The organism is uncultured Propionibacterium sp., from assembly GCF_963539965.1.
In the GTDB taxonomy this organism is placed as follows: domain Bacteria; phylum Actinomycetota; class Actinomycetes; order Propionibacteriales; family Propionibacteriaceae; genus Propionibacterium.
In genome coordinates, this window is the sequence record NZ_CAUTOU010000015.1 from 16,107 (window position 1) to 37,650 (window position 21,544).

At 71.1% G+C, this 21,544-nt stretch carries 18 protein-coding genes, 1 tRNA gene and 3 pseudogenes; 10 read left to right on the forward strand and 12 right to left on the reverse strand.

What is annotated here, in order from left to right; genetic code table 11:
* Position 1: 1 nt before the first annotated feature.
* Positions 2 to 460 carry a very short patch repair endonuclease gene (locus R2N01_RS04465; protein ID WP_316668864.1) on the reverse strand — a complete coding sequence of 153 codons (459 nt, stop codon included), beginning with the start codon at positions 458 to 460 and terminating at the stop codon, positions 2 to 4.
* Between the two features lie 90 nt (positions 461 to 550).
* A tRNA-Ser gene (locus tag R2N01_RS04470) sits at positions 551 to 633 on the reverse strand.
* Positions 634 to 704: 71 nt separating this feature from the next.
* Between R2N01_RS04470 and R2N01_RS04475 the strand changes: the two genes are divergently transcribed.
* From R2N01_RS04475 to R2N01_RS04485, 3 genes are all read left to right on the forward strand, one after another.
* On the forward strand, positions 705 to 1,685 hold the full coding sequence (locus tag R2N01_RS04475) for an NAD(P)H-quinone oxidoreductase (protein ID WP_316668866.1): 981 nt from the start codon (positions 705 to 707) through the stop codon (positions 1,683 to 1,685).
* 154 nt (positions 1,686 to 1,839) lie between these two features.
* Positions 1,840 to 3,273, forward strand: coding sequence for an argininosuccinate synthase (gene argG, locus R2N01_RS04480; RefSeq protein WP_316668868.1), 1,434 nt, complete (start codon positions 1,840 to 1,842; stop codon positions 3,271 to 3,273).
* 117 nt (positions 3,274 to 3,390) lie between these two features.
* Positions 3,391 to 4,128, forward strand: coding sequence for an NAD-dependent protein deacylase (locus R2N01_RS04485; RefSeq protein ID WP_316668870.1), 738 nt, complete (start codon positions 3,391 to 3,393; stop codon positions 4,126 to 4,128).
* Positions 4,129 to 4,292: 164 nt separating this feature from the next.
* Here the strand turns inward: R2N01_RS04485 and tpx are convergent, their stop codons facing one another.
* The gene (gene tpx, locus R2N01_RS04490; protein ID WP_316668872.1) at positions 4,293 to 4,793 is read right to left on the reverse strand and encodes a thiol peroxidase; all 501 of its coding nucleotides are present in this window, start codon (positions 4,791 to 4,793) and stop codon (positions 4,293 to 4,295) included.
* A gap of 397 nt (positions 4,794 to 5,190) precedes the next feature.
* Here tpx and R2N01_RS04495 point away from each other — a divergent pair, with 397 nt between their 5' ends.
* Positions 5,191 to 7,269 (forward strand): glucose PTS transporter subunit IIA, encoded by a 2,079-nt coding sequence (locus R2N01_RS04495; RefSeq protein WP_316668874.1) that lies wholly within the window; start codon positions 5,191 to 5,193, stop codon positions 7,267 to 7,269.
* 168 nt (positions 7,270 to 7,437) lie between these two features.
* Here R2N01_RS04495 and R2N01_RS04500 read toward each other — a convergent pair whose 3' ends face one another.
* Together R2N01_RS04500 and serS are read right to left on the reverse strand one after the other, a co-directional pair.
* Positions 7,438 to 8,115, reverse strand: a complete 678-nt coding sequence (locus R2N01_RS04500) for a GPP34 family phosphoprotein (RefSeq protein WP_316668875.1) — start codon at positions 8,113 to 8,115, stop codon at positions 7,438 to 7,440.
* A gap of 116 nt (positions 8,116 to 8,231) precedes the next feature.
* Positions 8,232 to 9,503, reverse strand: a complete 1,272-nt coding sequence (serS, locus tag R2N01_RS04505; protein ID WP_316668876.1) for a serine--tRNA ligase — start codon at positions 9,501 to 9,503, stop codon at positions 8,232 to 8,234.
* Between the two features lie 117 nt (positions 9,504 to 9,620).
* Here serS and R2N01_RS04510 point away from each other — a divergent pair, with 117 nt between their 5' ends.
* Positions 9,621 to 11,222 carry a diacylglycerol kinase family protein gene (locus R2N01_RS04510; protein ID WP_316668877.1) on the forward strand — a complete coding sequence of 534 codons (1,602 nt, stop codon included), beginning with the start codon at positions 9,621 to 9,623 and terminating at the stop codon, positions 11,220 to 11,222.
* Here R2N01_RS04510 and pheA read toward each other — a convergent pair.
* Both pheA and aat read right to left on the reverse strand, forming a co-directional pair.
* Positions 11,138 to 12,088 carry a prephenate dehydratase gene (pheA, locus tag R2N01_RS04515; protein WP_316668898.1) on the reverse strand — a complete coding sequence of 317 codons (951 nt, stop codon included), beginning with the start codon at positions 12,086 to 12,088 and terminating at the stop codon, positions 11,138 to 11,140. The genes R2N01_RS04510 and pheA overlap by 85 nt on opposite strands.
* A 15-nt stretch (positions 12,089 to 12,103) precedes the next feature.
* Positions 12,104 to 12,811, reverse strand: a pseudogene (gene aat, locus R2N01_RS04520) (leucyl/phenylalanyl-tRNA--protein transferase); the annotation flags it as partial.
* Positions 12,812 to 12,939: 128 nt separating this feature from the next.
* Between aat and R2N01_RS04525 the strand changes: the two are divergent.
* A complete protein-coding gene (locus R2N01_RS04525) occupies positions 12,940 to 13,410 on the forward strand; it encodes a hypothetical protein (protein WP_316668879.1) in 471 nt (156 codons plus the stop codon).
* Between the two features lie 92 nt (positions 13,411 to 13,502).
* On the opposite strand, the gene R2N01_RS04530 is transcribed toward R2N01_RS04525, so the two are convergent.
* A complete protein-coding gene (locus R2N01_RS04530) occupies positions 13,503 to 14,159 on the reverse strand; it encodes a transglycosylase family protein (RefSeq protein WP_316668881.1) in 657 nt (218 codons plus the stop codon).
* Between the two features lie 272 nt (positions 14,160 to 14,431).
* A complete protein-coding gene (locus tag R2N01_RS04535; RefSeq protein ID WP_316668884.1) occupies positions 14,432 to 15,724 on the reverse strand; it encodes a citrate synthase in 1,293 nt (430 codons plus the stop codon).
* 257 nt (positions 15,725 to 15,981) lie between these two features.
* On the opposite strand from R2N01_RS04535, the gene R2N01_RS04540 reads away from it, so the two are divergent.
* Positions 15,982 to 16,689, forward strand: coding sequence for an EcsC family protein (locus R2N01_RS04540; protein ID WP_316668886.1), 708 nt, complete (start codon positions 15,982 to 15,984; stop codon positions 16,687 to 16,689).
* An 80-nt stretch (positions 16,690 to 16,769) separates the two neighbouring features.
* Here R2N01_RS04540 and alr read toward each other — a convergent pair whose 3' ends face one another.
* The 3 genes from alr to argF form a co-directional block, all read right to left on the reverse strand.
* On the reverse strand, positions 16,770 to 17,900 hold the full coding sequence (gene alr, locus R2N01_RS04545) for an alanine racemase (RefSeq protein ID WP_316668888.1): 1,131 nt from the start codon (positions 17,898 to 17,900) through the stop codon (positions 16,770 to 16,772).
* Between the two features lie 131 nt (positions 17,901 to 18,031).
* Positions 18,032 to 18,622: a mismatch-specific DNA-glycosylase gene (locus R2N01_RS04550; protein WP_316668891.1), complete on the reverse strand. Its 591-nt coding sequence runs from the start codon at positions 18,620 to 18,622 to the stop codon at positions 18,032 to 18,034.
* 121 nt (positions 18,623 to 18,743) lie between these two features.
* Positions 18,744 to 19,772, reverse strand: coding sequence for an ornithine carbamoyltransferase (gene argF / locus R2N01_RS04555; protein WP_316668893.1), 1,029 nt, complete (start codon positions 19,770 to 19,772; stop codon positions 18,744 to 18,746).
* A 263-nt stretch (positions 19,773 to 20,035) separates the two neighbouring features.
* Between argF and R2N01_RS04560 the strand changes: the two are divergent.
* The 3 genes and pseudogenes from R2N01_RS04560 to R2N01_RS04570 form a co-directional block, all read left to right on the forward strand.
* A pseudogene (locus R2N01_RS04560) lies at positions 20,036 to 20,308 on the forward strand (WhiB family transcriptional regulator); the annotation flags it as partial.
* A 233-nt stretch (positions 20,309 to 20,541) separates the two neighbouring features.
* Positions 20,542 to 21,000: a low molecular weight protein-tyrosine-phosphatase gene (locus R2N01_RS04565; RefSeq protein ID WP_316668895.1), complete on the forward strand. Its 459-nt coding sequence runs from the start codon at positions 20,542 to 20,544 to the stop codon at positions 20,998 to 21,000.
* 120 nt (positions 21,001 to 21,120) lie between these two features.
* Positions 21,121 to 21,544 (forward strand): annotated as a pseudogene (locus R2N01_RS04570) (hypothetical protein); the annotation flags it as partial.

Sequence of the window (21,544 nt, forward strand, 5' to 3'; positions counted from 1 at the left end):
GTCAGATCCGAAGGGCCTTCATGATCCGAGCGGCAGCCTCTTCGGGGGGGACGTGCTCCCAGATCCGGAGCACCTTCCAGCCCTCCCCCGCAGCCATTCGGTCAGTGTCTCTGTCCCGCTCCCTGTTCTTCTCCAGCTTCGGCGCCCAGTAGTCGGCATGAGCAACCGGGACCGTTGCGTGCTCCGGGCAGCCATGCCAGAAGCAACCATCGATGAAGACCGCCAGACGAGGGCCTATGAAGACGATGTCGGCCCGGCGTCTCTTGTTCACCCACGGCGCGAAGTCGACCCGGTAACGGAGCCCGTTCGCGAACAGGATCCTTCTCACAGCCAGTTCCGGACCGGTGTCCCTGCGTTTGTTGGAGCGCATCGACTTGGCCGTACCATCGCTGGAAGCCCATGAGCCACCGCTCTCAACGTCGGCTGGTCTGCTTCCGGGCATATCCGAATCGTAGAACAAGCCCCAGCGAAATACTGCACTCGATCCACCGGAGCCTCCCTCGCGGCCCGCAGGGCCGGCCCGGAGGCCCGGAGCACACCATGAACGACGCGGCGAGGGTGGGATTCGAACCCACGGAGCTTCCGCTCGGCCGCTTTCAAGGCGGCTGCACTAGTCCACTGTGCGACCTCGCCATGGCCGGCGGACCGGTGTCCGACAGCGCGCACTCATGGTAGCCGATGGACATCTCTGGCAAGCTGGGGGCATGCACGCGATCACCGTTGCCGAGCCAGGCGGAACCGACCAGATCAGGTGGGCGCCGGTGCCCACCCCCGAGCCCGGCCCCGGCGAGGTACTGGTCCGCACGCAGGCGGTCGGCGTCAACCGCGGCGACATCCTGCAGCGCCAGGGCCACTACCCGCCGCCCGCCGGCGTCACCGACGTCATGGGCCTGGAGGGGCTCGGCGTCATCGAGAAGCTCGGCGGGGGCGTCAGCGGCCACGCGGCCGGCGATCAGGTACTGGCCCTCCTCGCCGGCGGCGCGTACGCCGAGTACTTCGTCGCCCCGGCCGAGCACCTGTTGGCGGTCCCGCCCGGGATCGACCCGATCAAGGCCGCCGGCCTGGTCGAGGTGGCCGCCACCGTCGTCTCCAATTTCGACCGCGTGCGCCTGAGCGCCGGAGAGACCGTCCTCATCCACGGCGGCGCGGGCGGCATCGGCAGCTTCGCCATCCAGTACGCCAAGGCGATCGGCGCGCGCGTCGTGACCACCGCCTCGCGGAAGAAGGCGTCCTACTGCAAGGGGCTCGGCGCCGACGAGGTCATCGACTACGCCTCCGACTGGGAACCGGCCGTCATGGTCGCCACGGCCGACCGCGGCGTCGACGTCATCCTCGACATCATCGGCGCCAAGTACCTCGAGGCCAATGTGCGCTGCCTGGCCACCGAGGGCCGCATGGTGACGATCGGCCTGCAGAAGGGCGTCAAGGGGACCCTGAACCTGGCCGTCCTGCTCAACAAGCGCGGCACGATCACGGCGACGAGCCTGCGCGGACGCCCCGCCGACCAGAAGGCCGCCATCTGCCGCCGCGTGGAGGAGGTCGTCTGGCCGCTGCTGGCCGACGGCACCATCGAGCCCGGCAACCAGACGCGCGTACCGCTCGAGGACGCCGCCAGGGCCCACGAGCTGCTCGAGTCCGGCGAGAACACCGGCAAGATCGTCCTGGTCGCCGGGTACAGCGGCTGAGCCGGCGCGCCGTCCGCCGCGGGGGCGGTCGCCGTCGCCTGCACCGAGAGCTGTGCGGCGCATCGTCTTGCATAGTTATTCTCACACGGGAATAAGTCTCGCTTCAATCACGCCCAAGAATGGGTTCGACATCGCATAATAATTCGGGTTATTCTTGGTTCTCGTGAGCAAGGTACTGACGTCCCTTCCCGTGGGCGAGCGAATCGGCATCGCGTTCAGCGGTGGCCTCGACACCAGCTGCGCCGTCGCCTGGATGCGCGAGAGGGGCGCCGTCCCGTGCACCTACACCGCTGACATCGGCCAGTACGACGAGCCCGACATCGCCTCGGTGCCGGGCCGCGCCGGCCAGTACGGCGCCGAGATCAGCCGACTCGTCGACTGCCGCTCCTCGCTCGTCGAGGAGGGCCTGTCGGCCCTGGCCTGCGGCGCCTTCCACGTCTCGAGCGCCGGCAGGTTCTACTTCAACACCACGCCGATCGGCCGCGCCGTCACCGGCACCCTGCTCGTGCGCGCCATGGCGGAGGACGGCGTCTCCATCTGGGGCGACGGCTCGACCTACAAGGGCAATGACATCGAGCGCTTCTACCGCTACGGCCTCATGGCCAACCCGGCGCTGCGCATCTACAAGCCCTGGCTCGACGAGGACTTCGTCGCCGAGCTCGGCGGACGCGACGAGATGAGCGCCTGGCTCACCGCGCACGACCTGCCCTACCGGGACTCCAGGGAGAAGGCCTACTCCACCGATGCCAACATCTGGGGGGCCACGCACGAGGCCAAGACCCTGGAGCACCTCGACGTCTCGATCGAGACCGTCGAGCCCATCATGGGCGTCAGGTTCTGGGATCCGTCGGTCGCCATCGACCCCGAGGTCGTCACCGTCGAGTTCGACCGGGGCCGTCCGGTCGCGATCGACGGAGAGAAGTTCGGCTCCGCCGTCGACCTGGTCCTCAGGGCCAACGAGATCGGCGGCCGTCACGGCCTGGGCATGAGCGACCAGATCGAGAACCGCATCATCGAGGCCAAGAGCCGCGGCATCTACGAGGCCCCCGGCATGGCACTGCTGTTCATCGCCTACGAGCGGCTGATCAACGCCATCCACAACGAGGACACCATCACCAACTACCGCACCGAGGGCCTGCGCCTGGGCCGCCTCATGTACGAGGGGCGCTGGCTGGACCCGCAGTCGCTCATGATCCGCGAGTCGATTCAGCGCTGGGTCGCCTCCGTCGTCACCGGCGAGGTCACGCTGCGCCTGCGCCGCGGCGACGACTACTCGATCCTGCGGACCGAGGGGCCGGCCTTCAGCTACCATCCGGAGCGCCTGTCCATGGAGCGCGTCGAGGACGCCGCCTTCGGCCCGCTCGACCGCATCGGCCAGCTGACCATGCGCAATCTCGACATCTCCGACTCGCGGGCCCGCCTCGAGCAGTACGCCGCCCAGGGCCAGCTCACCGGCGGCGAGACCGCGAAGCTCGTCGGCCGGCTCGAGGCCGGCAAGTCGTCCGAGATCGCCGACAACCCGCTGCACGCCGGCGAAGCCGAGGCCACCCCGCTCGACAACGCCGCCATGGAGTCCGGCGCCGACTGAGGCGAGGCGCCGCAGCGACCGTCATCGCCGGTGTGCAGGCCAGTCACCCGGCCTGCACACCGGCGATGCGTGCCACCGGGGCGATCCGGCCGGGCCCGGCAGGCCTACTGTGGGACCATGAGCGTTGACGAGTTGAGCAGCATCCTGGCCGGGGCCCGGCGGGCCGTCTTCTTCGGCGGGGCGGGCGTCTCCACGGAGAGCGGCATCCCCGACTTCCGTTCGGCCACCGGCCTGTACACGACCCGCGCCGGCGGCCAGTACCCGCCGGAGTACATGCTCTCCCACGGCTGCTGGCGCGACCGACCGGAGGACTTCTACGCGTTCTACCGTGCGAACATGCTCCACCCCGACGCGCGGCCGAACGCGGCCCACCGGGCGCTTGCCAGACTCGAGGAGGCGGGCGGGCTCGCGGCCGTCGTCACCCAGAACATCGACGGCCTGCACCAGCTGGCCGGCTCGAAGACCGTCCACGAGGTGCACGGCTCGGTGCTGCGCAATCGCTGCGTCGACTGCGGGGCGCGGTACCCGGTGGAGACGATCGTCGCCTCGACGGGCATCCCGCGCTGCACCGACTGCCGGGGCATCATCAAACCCGAGGTCGTCCTGTACGAGGAGGGCCTCGACATGGCCGTCATGAGCGCCGCGATGGAGGCGATCAGCCGCGCCGACGTGCTCATCGTCGGCGGCACCTCCCTCAACGTCTACCCGGCGGCCGGCCTGCTCGACTACTTCCGCGGCTCCCCGCTCGTCCTGATCAACAGATCAGCCACCCCGGCCGACTCCCGCGCCGACCTGGTCGTCCACGACTCGATAGGCGCCGTGCTGGGCGCGGCGACCGACGCCGCCCTGGCCTGAAAGGCCGCTCCGGGAACCGCCGGGGACGCGGGGGGCCTCAGGACGGACCGCGGCCGGGGCCCCGCCGGATCATCGGCGGCGGGGCGGAGCAGCCGCGCCCGGCGAGGGCTCCGGCACGGGGCAACGGATCGCGGGCGACCGGGCGGCGCGGTCCCGCACCCCGCTCAGGCGAGCGCGGCGATCGCTGCGTCGTAGTCGGGCTCGGACTCGATCTCGGGGACGAGCTGGGTGTGGACGATCCGGCCGGTCTCGTCGATGACGACGACAGCGCGGGCCAGCAGGCCCTTGAGCGGGCCGTCGGTCATGCGCAGGCCGTAGGCCCTGCTCATCGCGTGCGAGCGGAAGGCGGAACCGGTGACGACGTTCTCGATGCCCTCGGCGGCGCAGAAGCGCCCGGCGGCGAAGGGAAGATCCTTCGAGACGCATACGACGGTGGTGTTCTCCAGGCCTGCCGCGAGCTCGTTGAACCTGCGGACGCTCATCGCGCACACGCCGGTGTCGAGGCTCGGGAAGATGTTGAGGACCACGCGGCGCCCCCTGAGGCCCTCGAGGGTGACGGGGCCCAGATCGGCGCCGACGAGATCGATCTCGGGGGCCTCGGCGCCGACGGCCGGGAGCCCGCCGCGGGTGTGGACGGTTTCGCCGTGCAAGGTGATGTCGGTCATGCCTCATGTCTACGGCATGCGCGGGGCCGATGGGGAGCATTTCGTCCACTGGCCGACCGGGGAATGCACGGGTTCGGCGGTTCGCCCCCGATAGGGCGGGGCGACGGCCGCCGCCCCGGTCCAGGGGCCCGGGCGCACCTGTCCGGGAACGGGTCTGCCGGGGGATGCGGCGGCGCCCCTCCATGGCGCGCACCCGTGCTCCCCCGCGATGCGCGCTCCGGCCCCGGGCTGTGGGCTCTGCCGGGCCCGGCCGAGGAGAACGACGCGCATCGTGGACGTCCCCACCGCCCGTCCCATCTGCCCTTAGGCTGGAGGGGGCCTGAGGTCACCCCCAGCCCTCAGAGTTCATCCCTCCAACCGGCGGCGCAGGAGCCGCCGGTGTCAGCAAGGAGCAGCTATGGCTCAGAAGACGAGCGACGCCGCGGCGATCATCGACGCGGTCGGAGGCCCCGACAATGTCGTGAGCCTCACCCACTGCGCAACGCGACTGCGCTTCCAGTTGCGCGACGGCTCCGGTGTCGACAAGGACACCATCGAGAGGATCCCGGTGGTGATGGGCGCCGTGCCGCAGGCCGGCGACCGCTACCAGGTCGTCATCGGCGGGGCCGTGGCCAACGTCTACAACGACATCATGGCCCTGCCCCAGATGGCCGACGCCGGCTCCGGCGGCGGCGATGGGAAGCCCACCGACGCCGAGGTCAAGGCCGCCGCCCGCCAGGGCGGCATCCGCGGCAGGTTCGCCTGGGTGGACTCCTTCTTCGAGTTCCTGTCCGACTCCTTCCGCCCGATCATCGGCGTGCTGCTGGGCGCCTCGCTGTTCATCACCTTCATGGCCCTGATGAGCACGCTCGGCGTCATCGGCAACTGGTCCAGCGGCGAGGTCACCCTGTCCCCGGGATGGGCGTTCGTCAACCTGTGCTGGCGCTGCGTCTTCTACTTCCTGCCGCTCATGGTGGCCTACAACGCGTCCAAGAAGGTCGGCGCCGACCCGTGGGTCGGTTTCGCGATCATGGCCGTCCTGCTACTGCCCGGCTTCTACTCGCAGGCCGGCGACTCGCTGCTGACCAGCAGCCACGTCTCGCACGTACTGGGCCAGGACATCCATATCGTCCAGGCCTACGGGCTGCCGCTGACGGTCTTCGACTACGGTCAGCAGGTCTTCCCGCCGCTGCTCATGGCCGGGGTGCTCGGTCCGCTCTACAGGCTGTTCAAGAGACTCATCCCGGACAACCTGCAGCTGATCTTCGTGCCCTTCCTGTGCATGCTCATCATGATCCCGCTCACCGCGTTCGTCCTCGGCCCGATCGGCGTCTACGCCGGCGCCGGTCTCTCGACGGCGCTGAAGACCATCAACGACCTGTCGCCGTTCATCTTCTGCATCCTGATCCCGCTGCTGTACCCGTTCATGGTGCCGCTGGGCCTGCACTGGCCGATCAACGCCGTCATGCTGCTCAACATCAGCACGATCGGCTACGACTACATCCAGGGCCCGATGGGCGCCTGGAACTTCGCCTGCTTCGGCGCCTCGGCCGCCGTGCTCGTCATCTCGATCCGCGACAGGGACGTCGAGATGCGCCAGACCGCCACCGGCGCGGTCGTGGCCGGACTGCTGGGCGGCATCTCCGAGCCGAGCCTGTACGGCATCCACCTGCGCTTCCGGCGCATCTACCCGCGCATGCTCATCGGCTGCGTCATCGGCGGCCTCATCCAGGGCATCGGCGGCGGTGTCGTCACCCACGCCTTCGTCTTCACCTCCCTGCTGACCATCCCGGCCTTCAGCAACATCCCGCTGTACGCCATCTCGGTGCTGGCCGCATTCGCCGCCTCGTTCATCGCGGTCTTCGCCACCGACTACCGCACGCCCGAGCAGCGGGCCGAGGTCGCGGCGCAGCGGGCCGGGGACGAGGCCGCCCCGGCGGCCGCGGCCGAGGGGGCTCCCGCGGCCCCGGCCGGGCCCGCCCCGGCCAGGACCGCCCTGGAGCCCAACGCCGTGACGCAGGTCGTCTCGCCGCTGGCCGGGCGCGTCATGCCCCTCGAGGAGGTGCCGGACCCGGTGTTCTCCGCCGGCACGGTCGGCAAGGGCGTGGGCATCGAGCCGACGAGCACCACCGTCGTCTCACCCGGCGAGGGCAGGATCGTCGTCGCGCAGGCCACCGGCCACGCCTTCGGCATCAAGCTCGACAACGGCATCGAGCTGCTCATCCACGTCGGCATCGACACCGTGAACCTGGAGGGCGAGGGCTTCGACGTGAAGGTCGCCAAGGGCGACCGCGTCAAGGCCGGCGACCCGCTGGTCGTCTTCGACCCGGAGGTCATCAGGCAGGCCGGCTACTCGCTGGTCACCCCGGTGCTCGTGACGAACGTCCGCAAGTTCGCCGAGATCGCCAAGGCCGCCGACGGCGACGTGGGCCCGGGCGACGTCATCCTCCGGACGACGGCCAAACCGCCGAAGGAGCCCGGACCGGCCGCCGAGTGACGACCGGGCAGGCCGGAACCGAAGGGGGAGGGCCCGCGCCCGGTGGGCCCTCCCCTCCTCCCGAGGGGCCGGTCGGTTCCGCGCCATGAGCGGCCACCTGCGCGACGGCGACCCGGAGGCCGCAGGAGCAGGTCGCCGTCGGCCCCGGGGCCCGCCGCAAACGGTGACTCAGACCATCGTCGCGGCGGACAGCTGGGCCATGTAGGAGAAGTACTCGGCCAGCGCCATGGCCAGGCCCTCGTCCTCCCAGCTGCGTCTGGCGATCTCGCGGGCGCGGCGCTTCATCGGCCTGGCCTCCAGGCGCGGGAAGACGGCGGTCAGCGAGTGCGAGGCGTAGAGCAGGGCGACGAGGGCTCGCGTGCGCTCGTCGGGTTCGGCGCCGCCGAGGACGGCGCGCACCCGGGCGCGCAGATCGATCTCGGTGCTCGCATCGCCCTCGGGGTAGCGGGTGAGCGGGATGAGGCCCAGCAGCTTGATGTGGCATTCGCGCAGGATGCCGGCCTCGACGAGGTGCTGCAGCTCGTAGGAGCGCAGCGAGCGGGCCGGGCCGGGGCGCGGCGAGAAGGGCCCGACCAGGGTGGAGATGGCCTGGTCGTAGGTCTTCCCCTCGACGGCCTCGATGATGTAGGCGAAGAACTCGTCACTCGGTCCGTTCTCGCCCTTGGCGAGCACTTTCGTGCCCTTCTGCCCGTCGGCGAAGACGAGCTGGCCCTTGGCGACCAGCTCGACGATCTCGGCAGCAGCGATGGTGAAGTTCACCGTGGTCAGGTCGCGGACGAAGCCGCCCTTCTCGTCATCCAGGACGAGCAGAAGAAATTCGGCGGCGAGATTCACTGTGGTCGTCATGTCAGACCCCCTGGTGTCAGCGCACCCACAGCGGATGTCTGAGACCATTATCCCCCACCGGGCGCCGCCGGGCTCCTGCCGGACCCCGGATTTTTCGGCGGTGCCCGGCCGGGCCCTCACACCGTCCCGAAGACCTCCCGACCGCCCATGTACGGGCGCAGCACCTCGGGCACGGCGACCGAGCCGTCCGCCTGCTGGTAGTTCTCGAGGATCATGAGGATCATGCGGCTCATGGCGCACAGGGTGCCGTTCAGCGTGGCCAGGGGCTCGATCCTCCTCCCGTCGCGCATGCGGATGCCCAGGCGGCGGGCCTGGAACTGCGTGCAGTTCGAGGTGGACGTGATCTCGCGGTACCTGCCCTGCGAGGGCACCCAGCCGTAGCAGTCGTACTTGCGGGCGGCCGAGGCGCCGAGATCGCCGGAGGCCACGTCGAGCACCTGGAAGGGGATGCCCAGGGCGGTGATGAACTCCTTCTCGTGGGCCAGCAGCAGCCGGTGCTCGGCGACGGCGTCCTCGGGGCGGCAGTAGGTGAACATCTCGAACTTGTCGAACCAGTGGACGCGGAAGATACCGCGGGTGTCCCTGCCGTACGAACCGGCCTCGCGCCGGTAGGCGGGGCTGAAGCCGGCCAGGCGGACCGGCAGATCGCCGGCGTCCAGGATCTCGCCCGAGTGGTAGGCGGCCAGCGGCACCTCGGCCGTGCCGACGAGGTACCGGTCGTCGCGCTCCAGGTAGTAGACGTCTTCGGCGGCCTGGCCGAGGAAGCCGGTGCCCTCCATGGCCTCGGGGTTGACCAGGGCCGGCGGGATCATCGGGACCAGGCCCCACTCGAGGGACTTCGACAGGGCGAACTGGATGAGGGCGAACTCGAGCAGGGCGCCCGGGCCCTTCAGGAAGTAGAAGCGGGAGCCGGACACCTTGGCGCCGCGCTCCATGTCGATGGCGCCGATGCCCTCGCCCAGGTCGAGGTGGTCCCTGACCCGGACGCCCTCGGCGGCGAAGTCGCGCGGAGCGCCCACCGTCTCGATGACGTACAGGTCCTCCTCGCCACCGACCGGGACGTCGTCGAAGACGATGTTGCCGAACTGCTTGAGGACCCCGGTGCAGGCGGCATCGGCCTCGGCGGCGGCGTCCTGGAGGGCCTTCACCCGCCCCGACAGCTCCTTGGTCCGGGCCAGTAGGGCCGTCCTCTCCTCGCCGGAGGCCCCGGCGATCCTGGCGCCCAGCGATCTCTGCTCGGCGCGGGCGGCCTCGAAGGCGCTGATCGAGGACCGGCGCGCCTCGTCCGCGGCGAGCGCCTCGTCCACCAGGCCGACGGACTCGCCACGGACCTCCTGGGAACGACGGACGCGGTCGGGATCGGTGCGCAGCAGCTTCGGGTCGATCATGGCCACAGCCTACCGTCAGGGCGGCCCTGGGCCCTGCGCGCGCTGCACCGCCGCGCGGCACGCCGACGTGCCCGCCGCCCACAGCCCGCCGACACGAACGCCTGCCACAATCGATGCGTGACCACCCGGACGTTCAGCCGCTTCAACCTGTGGGTCATGTGCTTCTTCGCGCTCGCATTCGGCGCCTGGACGCATCTTGCGCTGCGCACGCGCGTCTTCACCGGCCTCGACGCCCTCAGCGACGTCCCGCACCTGGTGCCGGGCTCGGCCGGCGAGCAGATCGCCGACGCCTTCGCCCTCCTCACGTACCCGTTCATCGTCTGCCTGGCCCTCGTCGGCCTGGGGATCTGGGCCTGGCGCCGGCGGCTGCGCCACCTCGCCGGGGCGATCGTCGCCTCGGGACTGGGCAGCTGGCTGGCCTGCACCCTCCTCAAGAACGCCATCGGACGCCCACGACCGCCCTCACCGCTGGACTGGCTCCTCACCTACCGGGGCCCCTCGTACCCGAGCACCCACATGGCGATCGTCGTCGCCGGCGCGATGACCGCGATCGCCGTCAGCACGACCACCCGGCGGTCCCGCATCACCATCCTCAGCTGGCGCGTCGTCGGCGTCCTGACGATCCTGCTCGAGGCGGCCGACCGCTTCGCCATGAATGCCCACCGCCTCACCGACATCATCGGCGGCGCCCTGCTCGGCGGCCTGGTCACCTCGCTCGTCCTGCTCCTGGCCCGGGTGCGCATGCTGCCGCTCATCGCCACCCGCCGGCACAGCACCCCGCGGCCCACCGGCGGCCTGTGCGCGGTGATCTACAACCCGGTCAAGGTGGCCGACGAGATGGTCTTCCGCCGCCAGATCACCGACGAGCTGGCCGGCCGCCGCTGGCAGTCCCCGCTGTGGCTGCAGACCACGCCCGAGGACCCCGGTGTCGCGCAGGCCCGGGAGGCCGTCGCGCACGGCGCCGACCTCGTCATCGTCGCCGGCGGCGACGGCACCGTGCGCATCGTCACCCAGACGATGGCCGGCTCGGGCATCCCGATCGGCCTGGTCCCGGCCGGCACCGGCAATCTGCTCGTCAAGAATCTGGGCCTGCCGCTCGACCAGGAGGACGCGATCTTCATCGCGATCAACGGCCAGCCGCAGGACATCGACCTCATCCGGATGGTCGTCGACGGCAGGGCCGACGAGCCGCACCGCTTCGCCGTCATGGCCGGCATCGGCTTCGACGCCCGCCTCATGGCGCGCACGAACGACGCGCTGAAGAGGATGATGGGCGCCGCCGCCTACGTGGTCTCGGCGGTTCCCGAGCTGCTCACCAAGCCGCACCGCGTGCAGGTCAGCGTCGACGGCGCCAAGCAGGTGCGCGGCAACGCCGTGCTGACGGTGATGGGCAATGTGCCCTCCATCGGCGGCAACGTCATGCTGATCCCCGATGCCGACCCGACCGACGGGCGCATGGAGATGGTCGTCGGCTCGCCGTCCGGCCTGTCGAGCTGGGCGCGCATGGTCACGCGCGTGCTCACCCGCATCGGCGCCGACCGCTCGCTGGAGCGCTACGCGGGCCGCTCGATGAGTGTGCGCGTGGACGGGCCGATGCCCTTCGAGCTGGACGGCGACACCGTCGGAGAGGGCTCCTACTTCGAGGCGGAGGTCGACCCCGGCGCGGTGTCGATCATGGTGGCCTCGAGCCCGGCGAACCACCGCGAGGCCGACGCGTAGTCGGCGTTGCCGGCCCCGGCGCGCAGCACGGGGCGCACCTTGTCGGCGCGGGCGTAGCTGCCCAGGAAGACGACGTCCTTGCAGATCCGCTTGAGGCCCATGAGGGCCTCGGCCATACGGGCGTCGGCGGCGTGGCCCTCGGCATCGATGCTGAAGCAGTAGTTGCCCAGCGCGGTCTTGGTGGGGCGCGACTCGATGCGGCACAGGTTGACCCCGCGCACCGCGAACTGCTGCAGGATCGTCAGCAGGGCGCCCGGCTCGTCCCGGGCGATGTAGACGACGAGCGTGGTCTTGTCGGCGCCGGTCGGCTCGGGCGCGGGCCCGGAGCGGGCCACCAGGACGAAGCGCGTGATCGCCGCGTCATTGTCGGCGATGTCGGTGGCGACCGGTTCCAGGCCGTACATGTCGCCGGCCACGGCCGCGCAGACGGCGGCGTCGAAACCCGAGCCCGGATCGGAGACCGCCCTCGCGGCGCCGGCCGTGGAGCCGCGCTCGACGACCTCGGCCCCCGGCAGGTTCTCGGCCAGCCAGTCGCGCACCTGGGCGGCGGCGTGCGGGTGGGTGATGACGCGGCGGATCTGGTCGAGGCGCGTGCCGGCGCGCGCGCACAGGTTGAAGCGCACGTTGACGAGCACCTCGTGGATGATGCGCAGCGGCCGGGCGCCGGGATCGGCCAGGTTGTCGAGCGTGGCGGAGACTCCGCCCTCCACGGAGTTCTCGATCGGCACCATGACGGCCTCGACCCGGCCGGCCCGCACGGCGTCGAGCGCCTGGGCGACGGTGCGGAACGGAACGGCATCGTCCCGGCTGTACGACAGCAGGGCCTGGTGCGTGAAGGTGCCCTCCGGGCCGAAGTATCCGAGCATGGCCCCGAGCCTAGGCGATGGAGGACGCCGGCCCCGTCCGCGGCGCTCGCTCGCGCCCGGCAGCGGCCAGACCCTGTCGGCACGGCTCAGGGCCCGCCCGAGCAGTTCGAGATAGCGCCCGCGCGAGACCTCCGTCCCGCCGAGGCTGGCCAGATGGGGAGTGAGCCACTGCACGTCGAGCAGGGGCTCGGCGCCATCCGCGCTCAGTTCGTCGACCAGGCGGACGAGCGCCACCTTCGACGCGTCGCGGCCGTACTGCGGGTCGTGGAACATCGACTCGCCGGCGAAGAGCCCGCGCAGGCTGACGCCGTAGAGCCCGCCGACCAGGCGGCCCTCGTCGTCCCAGGCCTCGACCGAGTGCACCCAGCCGCTCTCGTGCAGCCGGGTGTAGACCGAGCGGATGCCGTCATCGATCCAGCCGTAGGGGCGCGCGGGATCGGCGCAGCCGTCGAGCACCTGCTCGAAGGCGCGGTCGACGCTCGTCGTGTAGCGCCCGAGCGACTTCCTGAGGCTGCGGCTGACGCGCAGCCCGCGCGGGGGCAGGATCCCGCGGCGCACCGGCGACCACCAGCCGATGCCCTCGTAGCCGGACTCGTGCAGCGGCATCGGGAAGACGCCGGACGCGTAGGCGGCCAGCGTGAAGTCGGCGTCGAGCTCCTCGGTGAAGCCGATGAGGTCCTGGTCCGGCCAGCTGCCCACGTCGCCGAAGAGTTCGATGATCACGGCCCCAATGTATGCGCGCCCCGGCAGGCACCGGCCCCCGCGCCGCCCCGCAGTCGTAACGGCGCCCTTCCCGATCTCATCCCGTCGGCGGATGACAACACCCCTCGTCCGAGAGTTCAATGGTGCTCATGACTCAGATGCCCACAGGACGGCCGAATGCGCCCGGACCGTACGCCCCCGCGGATGCCGGCGGCCCCTATCAGGCCACCATCGGTTCGCCCTTTCCGCAGTCCCGGGCGCCCTTCGTCTCGCGCACCGACGCCCTGGCAGCCATGGACGCGAGCGCCGAACTCGGCCCGGGCCTGCGCAGGGACGTCGTGGACGCCTTCGTCGCCGATGTGAACGCCAGGATGGCCGTCGACTGGCAGCAGCGCGAGTACCTGCGCCAGGCCGACGAGCAGCGCGAGAGCGCCGAGCGCAGGGCCCGCACGCGCGATCTGGTCATCTGCCTGTCCATGTCCGTGCCGCTGACCGCGATCGCGGGCTCCTTCGCGGGCCTCATCGGCATGCTCGCCTCGTGGGCGGGCATCGTGGCGGTGGCCGGCGCCCTCAGCCTGCGCCGCGGCGCCCCGGACGGCAGGCGCGAGCTCGGCCGCTGATCGCGCCCGCAGGGGCCCGACGGCCCGCCAGCGGGGAGAGACGAGGGGAGGGCCCCGCCGGAGCGGGGCCCTCCCATGGACGGACGTCGTGATCAGACGTAGATCGTCTCGCCGGCGTAGATGAGGTTCGCGTCGGCGATGCCGGAATTGAGACCGGCGAGTTCCTGCCAGGTGGTGCCATGGGCCTCAGCGATGGAGCTGAGGGTGTCACCGGCCTGGACCTCGTAGGTGCCGGTGGCCTCGCGGGTGGCGGTGTAACCATTGCCCGTAGCGTAGCTGGCGGTGTCCTCCGCGTAGTAGGAGCTGGAGTAGGAGGAATCGCTGGAGTAGTCGTAGCTGGACTCCTGCGAGTAGTTGTACGAGGTGTCCTCGGTGTAGGAGGCCGAGCTGCCCTCGGTGTTGGTCCCGGTGTAGCTCCCGCCGGAGGAGCCGTACTGGCCGCAGACCGGCCAGGCGCCGATGCCCTGGCTGGCGAGCACGCGCTCGGCGACGGCGATCTGTTCCGAGCGGGAGGCACTGGAGGCGCTGCCGGAACCGCCGTAGGCGGCCCACGTGCTCTGGGAGAACTGGAGACCGCCGTAGTAGCCGTTGCCGGTATTGGTGGCCCAGTTGCCGCCGGACTCGCAGTTCGCGATCGCATCCCAGTTGACGTCGTCAGCGGACGCGCTCTGAGCCGCAGTCACGGAGACGCCACCGGCGAGGGCAGCCGCAGCCGCAACAGAAGCAATTCGAGAGAGTGTCTTTGCCATGTCTCCATCATGGACGCCTTCCTGAGAAAAGCAAAACTCTTTTCTCAGGATCGGACGATCCTGTCAAGAAAAACTCCTAGTCAGAAGATTTTTCTGTGAAAACATGAGAGTCCCTGAAGATCGGTCTCTCAGGAAGCTCCTGAGGGGCTGCGGCGTGCGGACGAGGCTCATCGACGCCTCGGCCGTCCCGATGCGGCCCGGGCCGGCCGTACGAGCGGGGCTGGACCGGCGGGCCCCGGAACGGGCCGTTGCGCGGGCGGGGGGCGAGGGCCTCAGCGCCCGCGGTCCTCCAGATCGATCCACGGGACCTCGGCCCGGCCCGTGTAGATCTGGCGGGGACGGTAGATGCGGGTGCTCTCGTCGAAGCTGATCTCGCGCCAATTGGCGATCCAGCCCGGCACCCGGCCGATCGCGAACATCACCGTGTACATGCTCAGCGGGATGCCGAGGGCGCGCAGGATGACGCCCGAGTAGAAGTCGACGTTCGGGTAGAGGTCGCGCTCCACGAAGTAGTCGTCGGCGCGGGCGGCGTCCGCCAGCTCGCGGGCCAGGGCCAGGAGCGGGTCCTCGACGTGCATGGCCTCGAGCAGCTCGTCCGCGGCCCGACCGAGAAGCCTGGCGCGCGGGTCCATCGTCTTGTAGACCCGGTGGCCGAAGCCCATCAGGCGCACCGAGTTCCTGCGGTCCTTGACATCGGCCAGGAACCGCCCGGGGCCGATGCCCTCCTGACGCAGGCGCTGCAGCATCTGGACGACGGCGACATTGGCGCCGCCATGGCGCGAGCCCCACAGGGCGTCGACGCCGGCCGAGCACGAGGCGTACAGGTTGGCGTTGCCGGAGGCCACCATGCGCACCGTCGAAGTGGAGCAGTTCTGCTCGTGGTCGGCGTGCAGCATGAAGAAGAGGTCGAGCGCGTGCGCCTGGGCCTCGTTCGGGTAGAACTCCTTGTAGGGCAGCGAGAACATCATGTGCAGGAAGTTCTGCGCGTAGCGGTGGTCGCGGCGCGGGTAGATGATCGGCTCGCCGACCGAGGTCTTGTAGGAGCCGGCCGCGATGGTGCGCACCTTCGACATGAGATTGGCGGCGTAGCGCTCGAGCATCGAGTCGTCGCCCGGCTCGATCTTCGGGCGGTCGTGCGCCGACAGCGTGTTGATCATGGCCGACAGGATCGCCATCGGGTTCGTCTGCTCGGGGAAGGCGTCGTAGTGCTTGCTCATCGAGGTGTGCAGGGCGGCGTTCTCGGTGAGCAGATCGCTGAAGCTCTGGGTCTGCGCCGCGGTGGGCAGGTGGCCGAAGATGAGCAGCTGGGCGACCTCGAGGAAGTCGGACTTCTCGGCGAGGATCTCGATCGGGATGCCGCGGTAGCGAAGGATGCCCCGCTCGCCGTCGATGAAGGTGATGGCCGAACTGCACGAGCCGGTGTTGCGGTAGCCCTCGTCGAGGGTGATGTAACCGGAGTCGGCGCGCAGCGTGCTGATGTCGATGGCCCGCTCCCCGCAGCTGCCGACCGCGATGGGCAGCTCGTAGAGCCTGCCGTCGATCTCGAGTTTGGCGAATCCCGTCACGACCCCGTCCTTCCCTGTGTCCCCTGCATCGCCGGCCGTCCCGCTGGGGACGAGAGCGCACGCCCGATCGGCGGTGCCGTGCACGACTGAATCCCAATGATGCCGTCATCGGCCCTCAGGATTCGCCCCATCTTACGTTTCCGGCCATGGGCCGTCGGAACCGGTGCGGCTGCTGCCCGCGTCCGGCGGGGCCCGCGGCACGCCCCGCCGGGCGCGTGCCTCGGCTACGGTGGAGGTACCGGCGTTCAGGAGGTTCCATGGCACTCATCAAGAAGCCGTCGGCGGCGGACATCGGCGGCGCCCTCGTGTCGATCGTCCCGATAGTCGCCTCCGGCCCCACCGCGGGCGCGCTGCGCCATCTGGCCGACCACGCCATCAACGGCGTCGCGAGACTGCCCGGCGCCCGTGAGGCCGCGGCCACGGCGCTCGGCCGCCAGAAGGGCGGCACCGAGGCGGCCATCGACGCCGTCTCGCGGGCCCACACCTCCATGGCCGGCGCCCAGGGCTTCGTCACGAACCTCGGCGGAACGATCACGGCCCTCGCCGGCATCCCGGCCAATCTCGCCGCCGTCACGGTCATCCAGACGCGCATGGTCGCGGCGATCGCCCATCTGCGCGGCTACGACCTGGACGACCCGCGCGTGCGCCAGGCCGTCTGGATCACGCTGCTGGGCCGGCGCACCGCCGAGGCGCTCGTCGCCGACGGCAGGCTGCCGAGCACTCCCCAGGGCGTCGCGACGGCCCCCGTCTCGGACGATGCACTCGAACAGCAGATCGCCGAACAGGTCCTGGGCGCGCTGCTCGGCCGCGCCGGGACGAAGCAGACGGTCGCCTTCATCGGCAAGAGGATCCCCGCCGTCGGCGGCGGCGTCGGCCTGGCCACCGACGGCTACACCACCTGGACAGTGGCACGCTACGCGCGCCAGCAGTTCGTCCCCCGGCGATCCATCACGCCGACCCGGTAGGACCGGGCCGGCGACCGCCGCGGGCACCACCGCGCCGGGCCGGAACCCGGTCCGGGAGGAGGAGAGGGCCCGGCAGGACGTCAGTACGGCATTCTCGTCACGCGCGGCGTGATGAGCGTCGTCACCTCGTAGTTGATCGTGCGGGCGCGTTCGGCGAGTTCGTCGACGGTGATCCGCGCCCCGCCGCCTGCGCCCAGGACGGTGACCTTGTTGCCGGGGTGCACGCCGTGGTCGTCGCCCTCGCCGAGGTCGAGCATCGTCTGGTCCATGCAGACGCGTCCGGCGATGGGGAAGCTGCGCCCGTTGACGAGCATGCGGCCGGTATTGGAGTTCAGCCGGCTGAAGCCGTCGCCGTAGCCGATCGGCACGGTGGCGATCCAGCGGTCGGTGGGGGCCCTCCAGGTGCGGCCGTAGCCGATCGTCGTGCCGGCCGGGACGTGCTTAACCATGCTGACGCGGCTGTGGATCGACATGACCGGCTCCAGCTCGACCGTCCTGGGGGTGGCCGGGTCGGGGTACATGCCGTACAGGGCCACGCCGGGGCGCACCATCGTCAGTCCGGTGAGATCGTGGCCGAGCAGGGCCGCCGAGGCGCCGCCGTGGACGAGGGGCACCGGGCTCAGGCCGCGGACGGCGCGATCCTCCTGGATCCGGGCGACCGTGCCGTTGAACAGACGCAGCTGGTCGACGGTGAAGTCGTGCCCCTCGGGGGTGTCGCTGGCCGGCAGATGCGTGAAGACGCCCTCGAGGACGAGGCCGAGCTCGTCGATGCGGCGGGCGACGGCGACGGCGTCCTCGGGCGTGCACCCGATGCGCCCCATCCCCGTGTCGACGGCCAGGTGCACCTTGACCTGGCCCATGTCGCCGGCGACGCGGGCGACGAGGGCGGCACTGGAGCCGTCGACGACGACGGGCGTGATGCCGGCGGCGAGCTGCTCGACGAGCTCCTCGGGGAATGAGTGCGAGAGCTTCAGGATGGGCAGTGAGATGCCGCCGTCGCGCAGCTCCATGCCCTCGGGCACGGTGGCGACGCCGAACCAGTCGACGAGACGGTGGTGCTCCAGGACATGCGCGACGTTGACCGCGCCATGGCCGTAGGCGTTCGCCTTGACCGCTGCGAGGACCTTCCGGCCGCCCGCCCGCTCGCGCAGGGCGCGCGCATTCGCGGCCAGGGCATGAAGATCGATCTCGGCATGGGTCGCGTAGAGCATGTACACAATGGTTCCATCCGCGGTTCCATCCGCCCGGGCGGGACCCCTCGCCGGACGACCGGCCGGCGGGGCGGATCAGGGCGGTCCGCGCGGAGGAGACCGGGGAATCTCCGAGAAAGCCCAGGGAATTCTCAGGGGGGCGCCGAGACACCCGCCGCGCGGGCCGCTCCGGCGTAGGCGCGCCCGAGGGAGGCGACTGTCTCATGGGCGTTGAGCCCGCTGGGATTGGGCAGCACGAAGACCCTGCTCGAGCCCGAGCCGTCGTCCCAGACGATGGGCTCGGGCTGTTCCCCCATCACGGCCCCGGGGCTGGCGAAGGCCGAGCGGTAGGCGGTGACGCCCAGGATCGCGACGACGCCCGGGTGCAACCGGGTGATCTTGGCGATCAGCCCGGCCGCGCCGGCACGCAGTTGCTCGCGGCCGAGCTCATCGGCCCGGGCACTGGCCCCGGGGACGATGTTCGTCACGCCGACGCCGGCGGCCCTCAGCCAGGCCAGGCCCTCGGGCGGGTACCCGTCCGAGGCGTCGATGATCCCCGGGACGATGCCCGCCGCCGCCAGCGCGGGATAGAAGCGGTTGCCCCTCGTGGCGAAGTGCGCGCCGGCGGCGGCGCTCGTCAGGCTGGGGTTGATGCCCACGAAGAGCAGGCGCAGCGGGCTGGGGAGCAGATCGGGCACCGTCGCCCCGTAGCAGGCCTGCAGCTGCTCCCTGGTGAACCTCACCGGGCCATCCTCGGCCCCGGCCCGTCGGAGTTCAACCGCGCCCACGCGGGCCGGCCCCGCGGACGGTCGTCCCCGGCCGGGCGCCTCTGCACGGACCCGGGCGGGACTCACCGGATGACGCTCACCAGGCGATGGTGCGGGCCGCGATCACGCCCTCGGCGAGGGTGGCGACCATGACGGCCTTGATCGTGTGCATGCGGTTCTCGGCCTCGTCGAAGATCACATCGGCATTGGCCTCGAAGACCTCATCGGTGATCTCCAGGGCGTCCAGGCCGGTGGCCTCGTAGACCTGCCGGCCGACGGCGGTGCCCAGGTCGTGGAGGGCCGGCAGGCAGTGCAGCACCTTGACATCGGCATTGCCGGTGGCCTCGAGCAGGGCCCGGTTGACCTGGTAGGGGCGCAGCAGCCCGATGCGCTCGGTCCAGGCGTCCCCGGGCTCGCCCATCGAGACCCACACATCGGTCGAGACGAAGTCCACGCCCTCGACGGCGCCCAGATCATCGGTGACGGTCAGGCGAGCGCCGGTGGTCCCGGCGATGCGCTCCGCCACGGCCCGCACCTCGGCCTCGTTCTGCAGCGGCTCCGGGGCGATGATGCGCATGTCCATGCCCGACAGGGCGCCGGCCACCAGATGCGAGTTGGCCTCGTTGAAGCGGGCGTCGCCGACGTAGGCCACCGAGATCTCCGAGAGGGGGCGTCCCGTGTGCTCGATCATCGTGAGCTGGTCGGCGAGCATCTGCGTGGGATGCCACTGGTCGGTCAGGCCGTTCCACACCGGGACGCCGGCGCCCGCGGCGAGCTCCTCGACGCGCTCCTGGCCGAAGCCGCGGTACTCGATGCCGTCGAACATGCGCCCCAGTACGCGGGCCGTGTCCGCAATGGACTCCTTGTGCCCCAGCTGCGAGCCGGACGAGTCCAGATAGGTGACGTGAGCGCCCTGGTCGTGGGCGCCCACCTCGAAGGCGCAGCGCGTACGCGTGGAGGTCTTCTCGAACAGCAGCGCGATGTTCTTGCCGGTCAGGTGCCGGCGCTCGGCGCCGGCCCTCCTGGCCGCCTTCAGGTCGCCGGCGAGACGGAGCAGCCAGGCCCATTCCTCGGGCGTGAAATCGGCTTCCCTGAGGAAGCTGCGGCCGTGCAGATCCACTGACATGAGTTCTCCCAGATTCGCGGGAGGAACACTCTACCGGGCCGGCCCGCACCCGCGGCCCCTCGGAGCCGCCCGCTCGCCCCCCGAGTTGCGCCGATTAATGAAACCGAGTAAGCACTGAACCAACGCAGGCAATGATCGATGGGGGCGGCACCGTCGAAGTGCGCGCCGCACGGGCCCTGGTGGGGCCCGTGGGCGCTCTCTTCTTCTCGGTCGTGGCTCAACCGGGCTCATGCACCTTCACCGCTGAGGAAGGAGAACCCGATATGACGGCGCGCAACGAGGGGCGCCCGAGAACCGGCGAGGGGGACGAGTGGATGATGCGCGCCAGCTGCCGCGGCATGGGCGATGACCTCTTCCCCGAGGCCTCGGAGCAGCAGAGCGCGAGGGGCATCTGCAGGAAATGCCCCGTCCGGCGCGAGTGCCTGGCCGTCGCGCTGGACGACCGCATCGAGTGGGGCGTCTGGGGCGGCATGACCGAACGGGAGCGCAGGGCGCTCCTGCGCGAGAGACCCGGCGTCAAGAGCTGGTGGGACGTCTTCGGCCTCAATGCGATCGGCGCCGCCGCGCCCGGGGGCGGGCCCGCCCCGTCCGCACCGCTGGGACGCGCCGCCCGCCGTGCATCATTCAGCATGATGACAGGGGGAATCGGAGTGGTCGGGGCCGGTGTGCCCGGCCCCGCGCGTCCCGGGGCGCGCAGTGGCCGGCATCCGCGTCCGGGCGGCGCCGCGGAGCCGGGCGCGGCCGGTCGTGCCGCCCGTCGGAGACGGGCATGAGCCGGACCGACCTCGTCTTCGTCTGCCTCGGCAACATCTGCCGCTCGCCCATGGCCGAACAGGTCGCCAGGGCGGAGGCCGGACTGGCCGGCATCCCGCTGAGCATCGGCTCGGCGGGGATCAGCGGCGAGGAGCGCGGCAACCCGATCGACCCGCGGGCGGCGCGCTGCCTGCGCGCCCACGGCTACGACCCGGGCGACCACCGCGCTCACCGCATCACGCGCGACGAGCTCGGCGCGCGCCTCCTCGTCGCCATGGAGGCCTACCAGGCCGAGCGTCTCGTCGCGATGGGCGCCGATGCCGGCTCCGTGCGTCTCCTCACCGATTTCGTCCCCGGCCGCGAGGGCACCGACGTGCCCGACCCCTGGTACGGCGGCCCGGACGGCTTCGAGTCCACCCTCGAGGTCGTCGAGGCGGCCGTGCCGGCGCTCCTGGGCGAGCAGGGGGCCGGGTGAGCACGCCCCTCCGCCGGGGACGAGTCCCGAAGTGACGGGCCCTTCGGAGGGCTGCGGCGGATCGGAACTCGCCCGCGACAACACCCTGAGTTCCCCCTGGCGGCTCGCTAGGCTGGGCGCATGAGCATCCTCCTGTCCGGCGCCGACCCGAACCAGTTGCCCGAGCCCGTCATCGCACGGTTCGCCGGGGCGGCGGACGCCCGCGGCGGGCGGACGGTCATCGTCGTCGACGGCCGGAACGGACGGGAGCAGCTCGACGGGCTCACCGCGCGGCTCGCCGCCGCGGGCCCGGTCGAGGCCGAGGCGCTGCGCCTCGCGCCGGGCGAGCCGCTGGCACAGCCGGAGGATCCCGCCGGGCTCGGAGGGCTCGTCGTCACCGACGTCGACGGCGCGGCCCTCGCGGCCCCTGGCTCAGAGCTTCAGGCCGTTGACTCCGACGGCGCCCTCATCGCCTCCACGTCCGGACGCATGGTCGTGCTCCTGGGAGTGCCGGGCACCGTCGTCGTCGACACCCCCGACGCCCTCCTGGTCACCACGCCCGAGC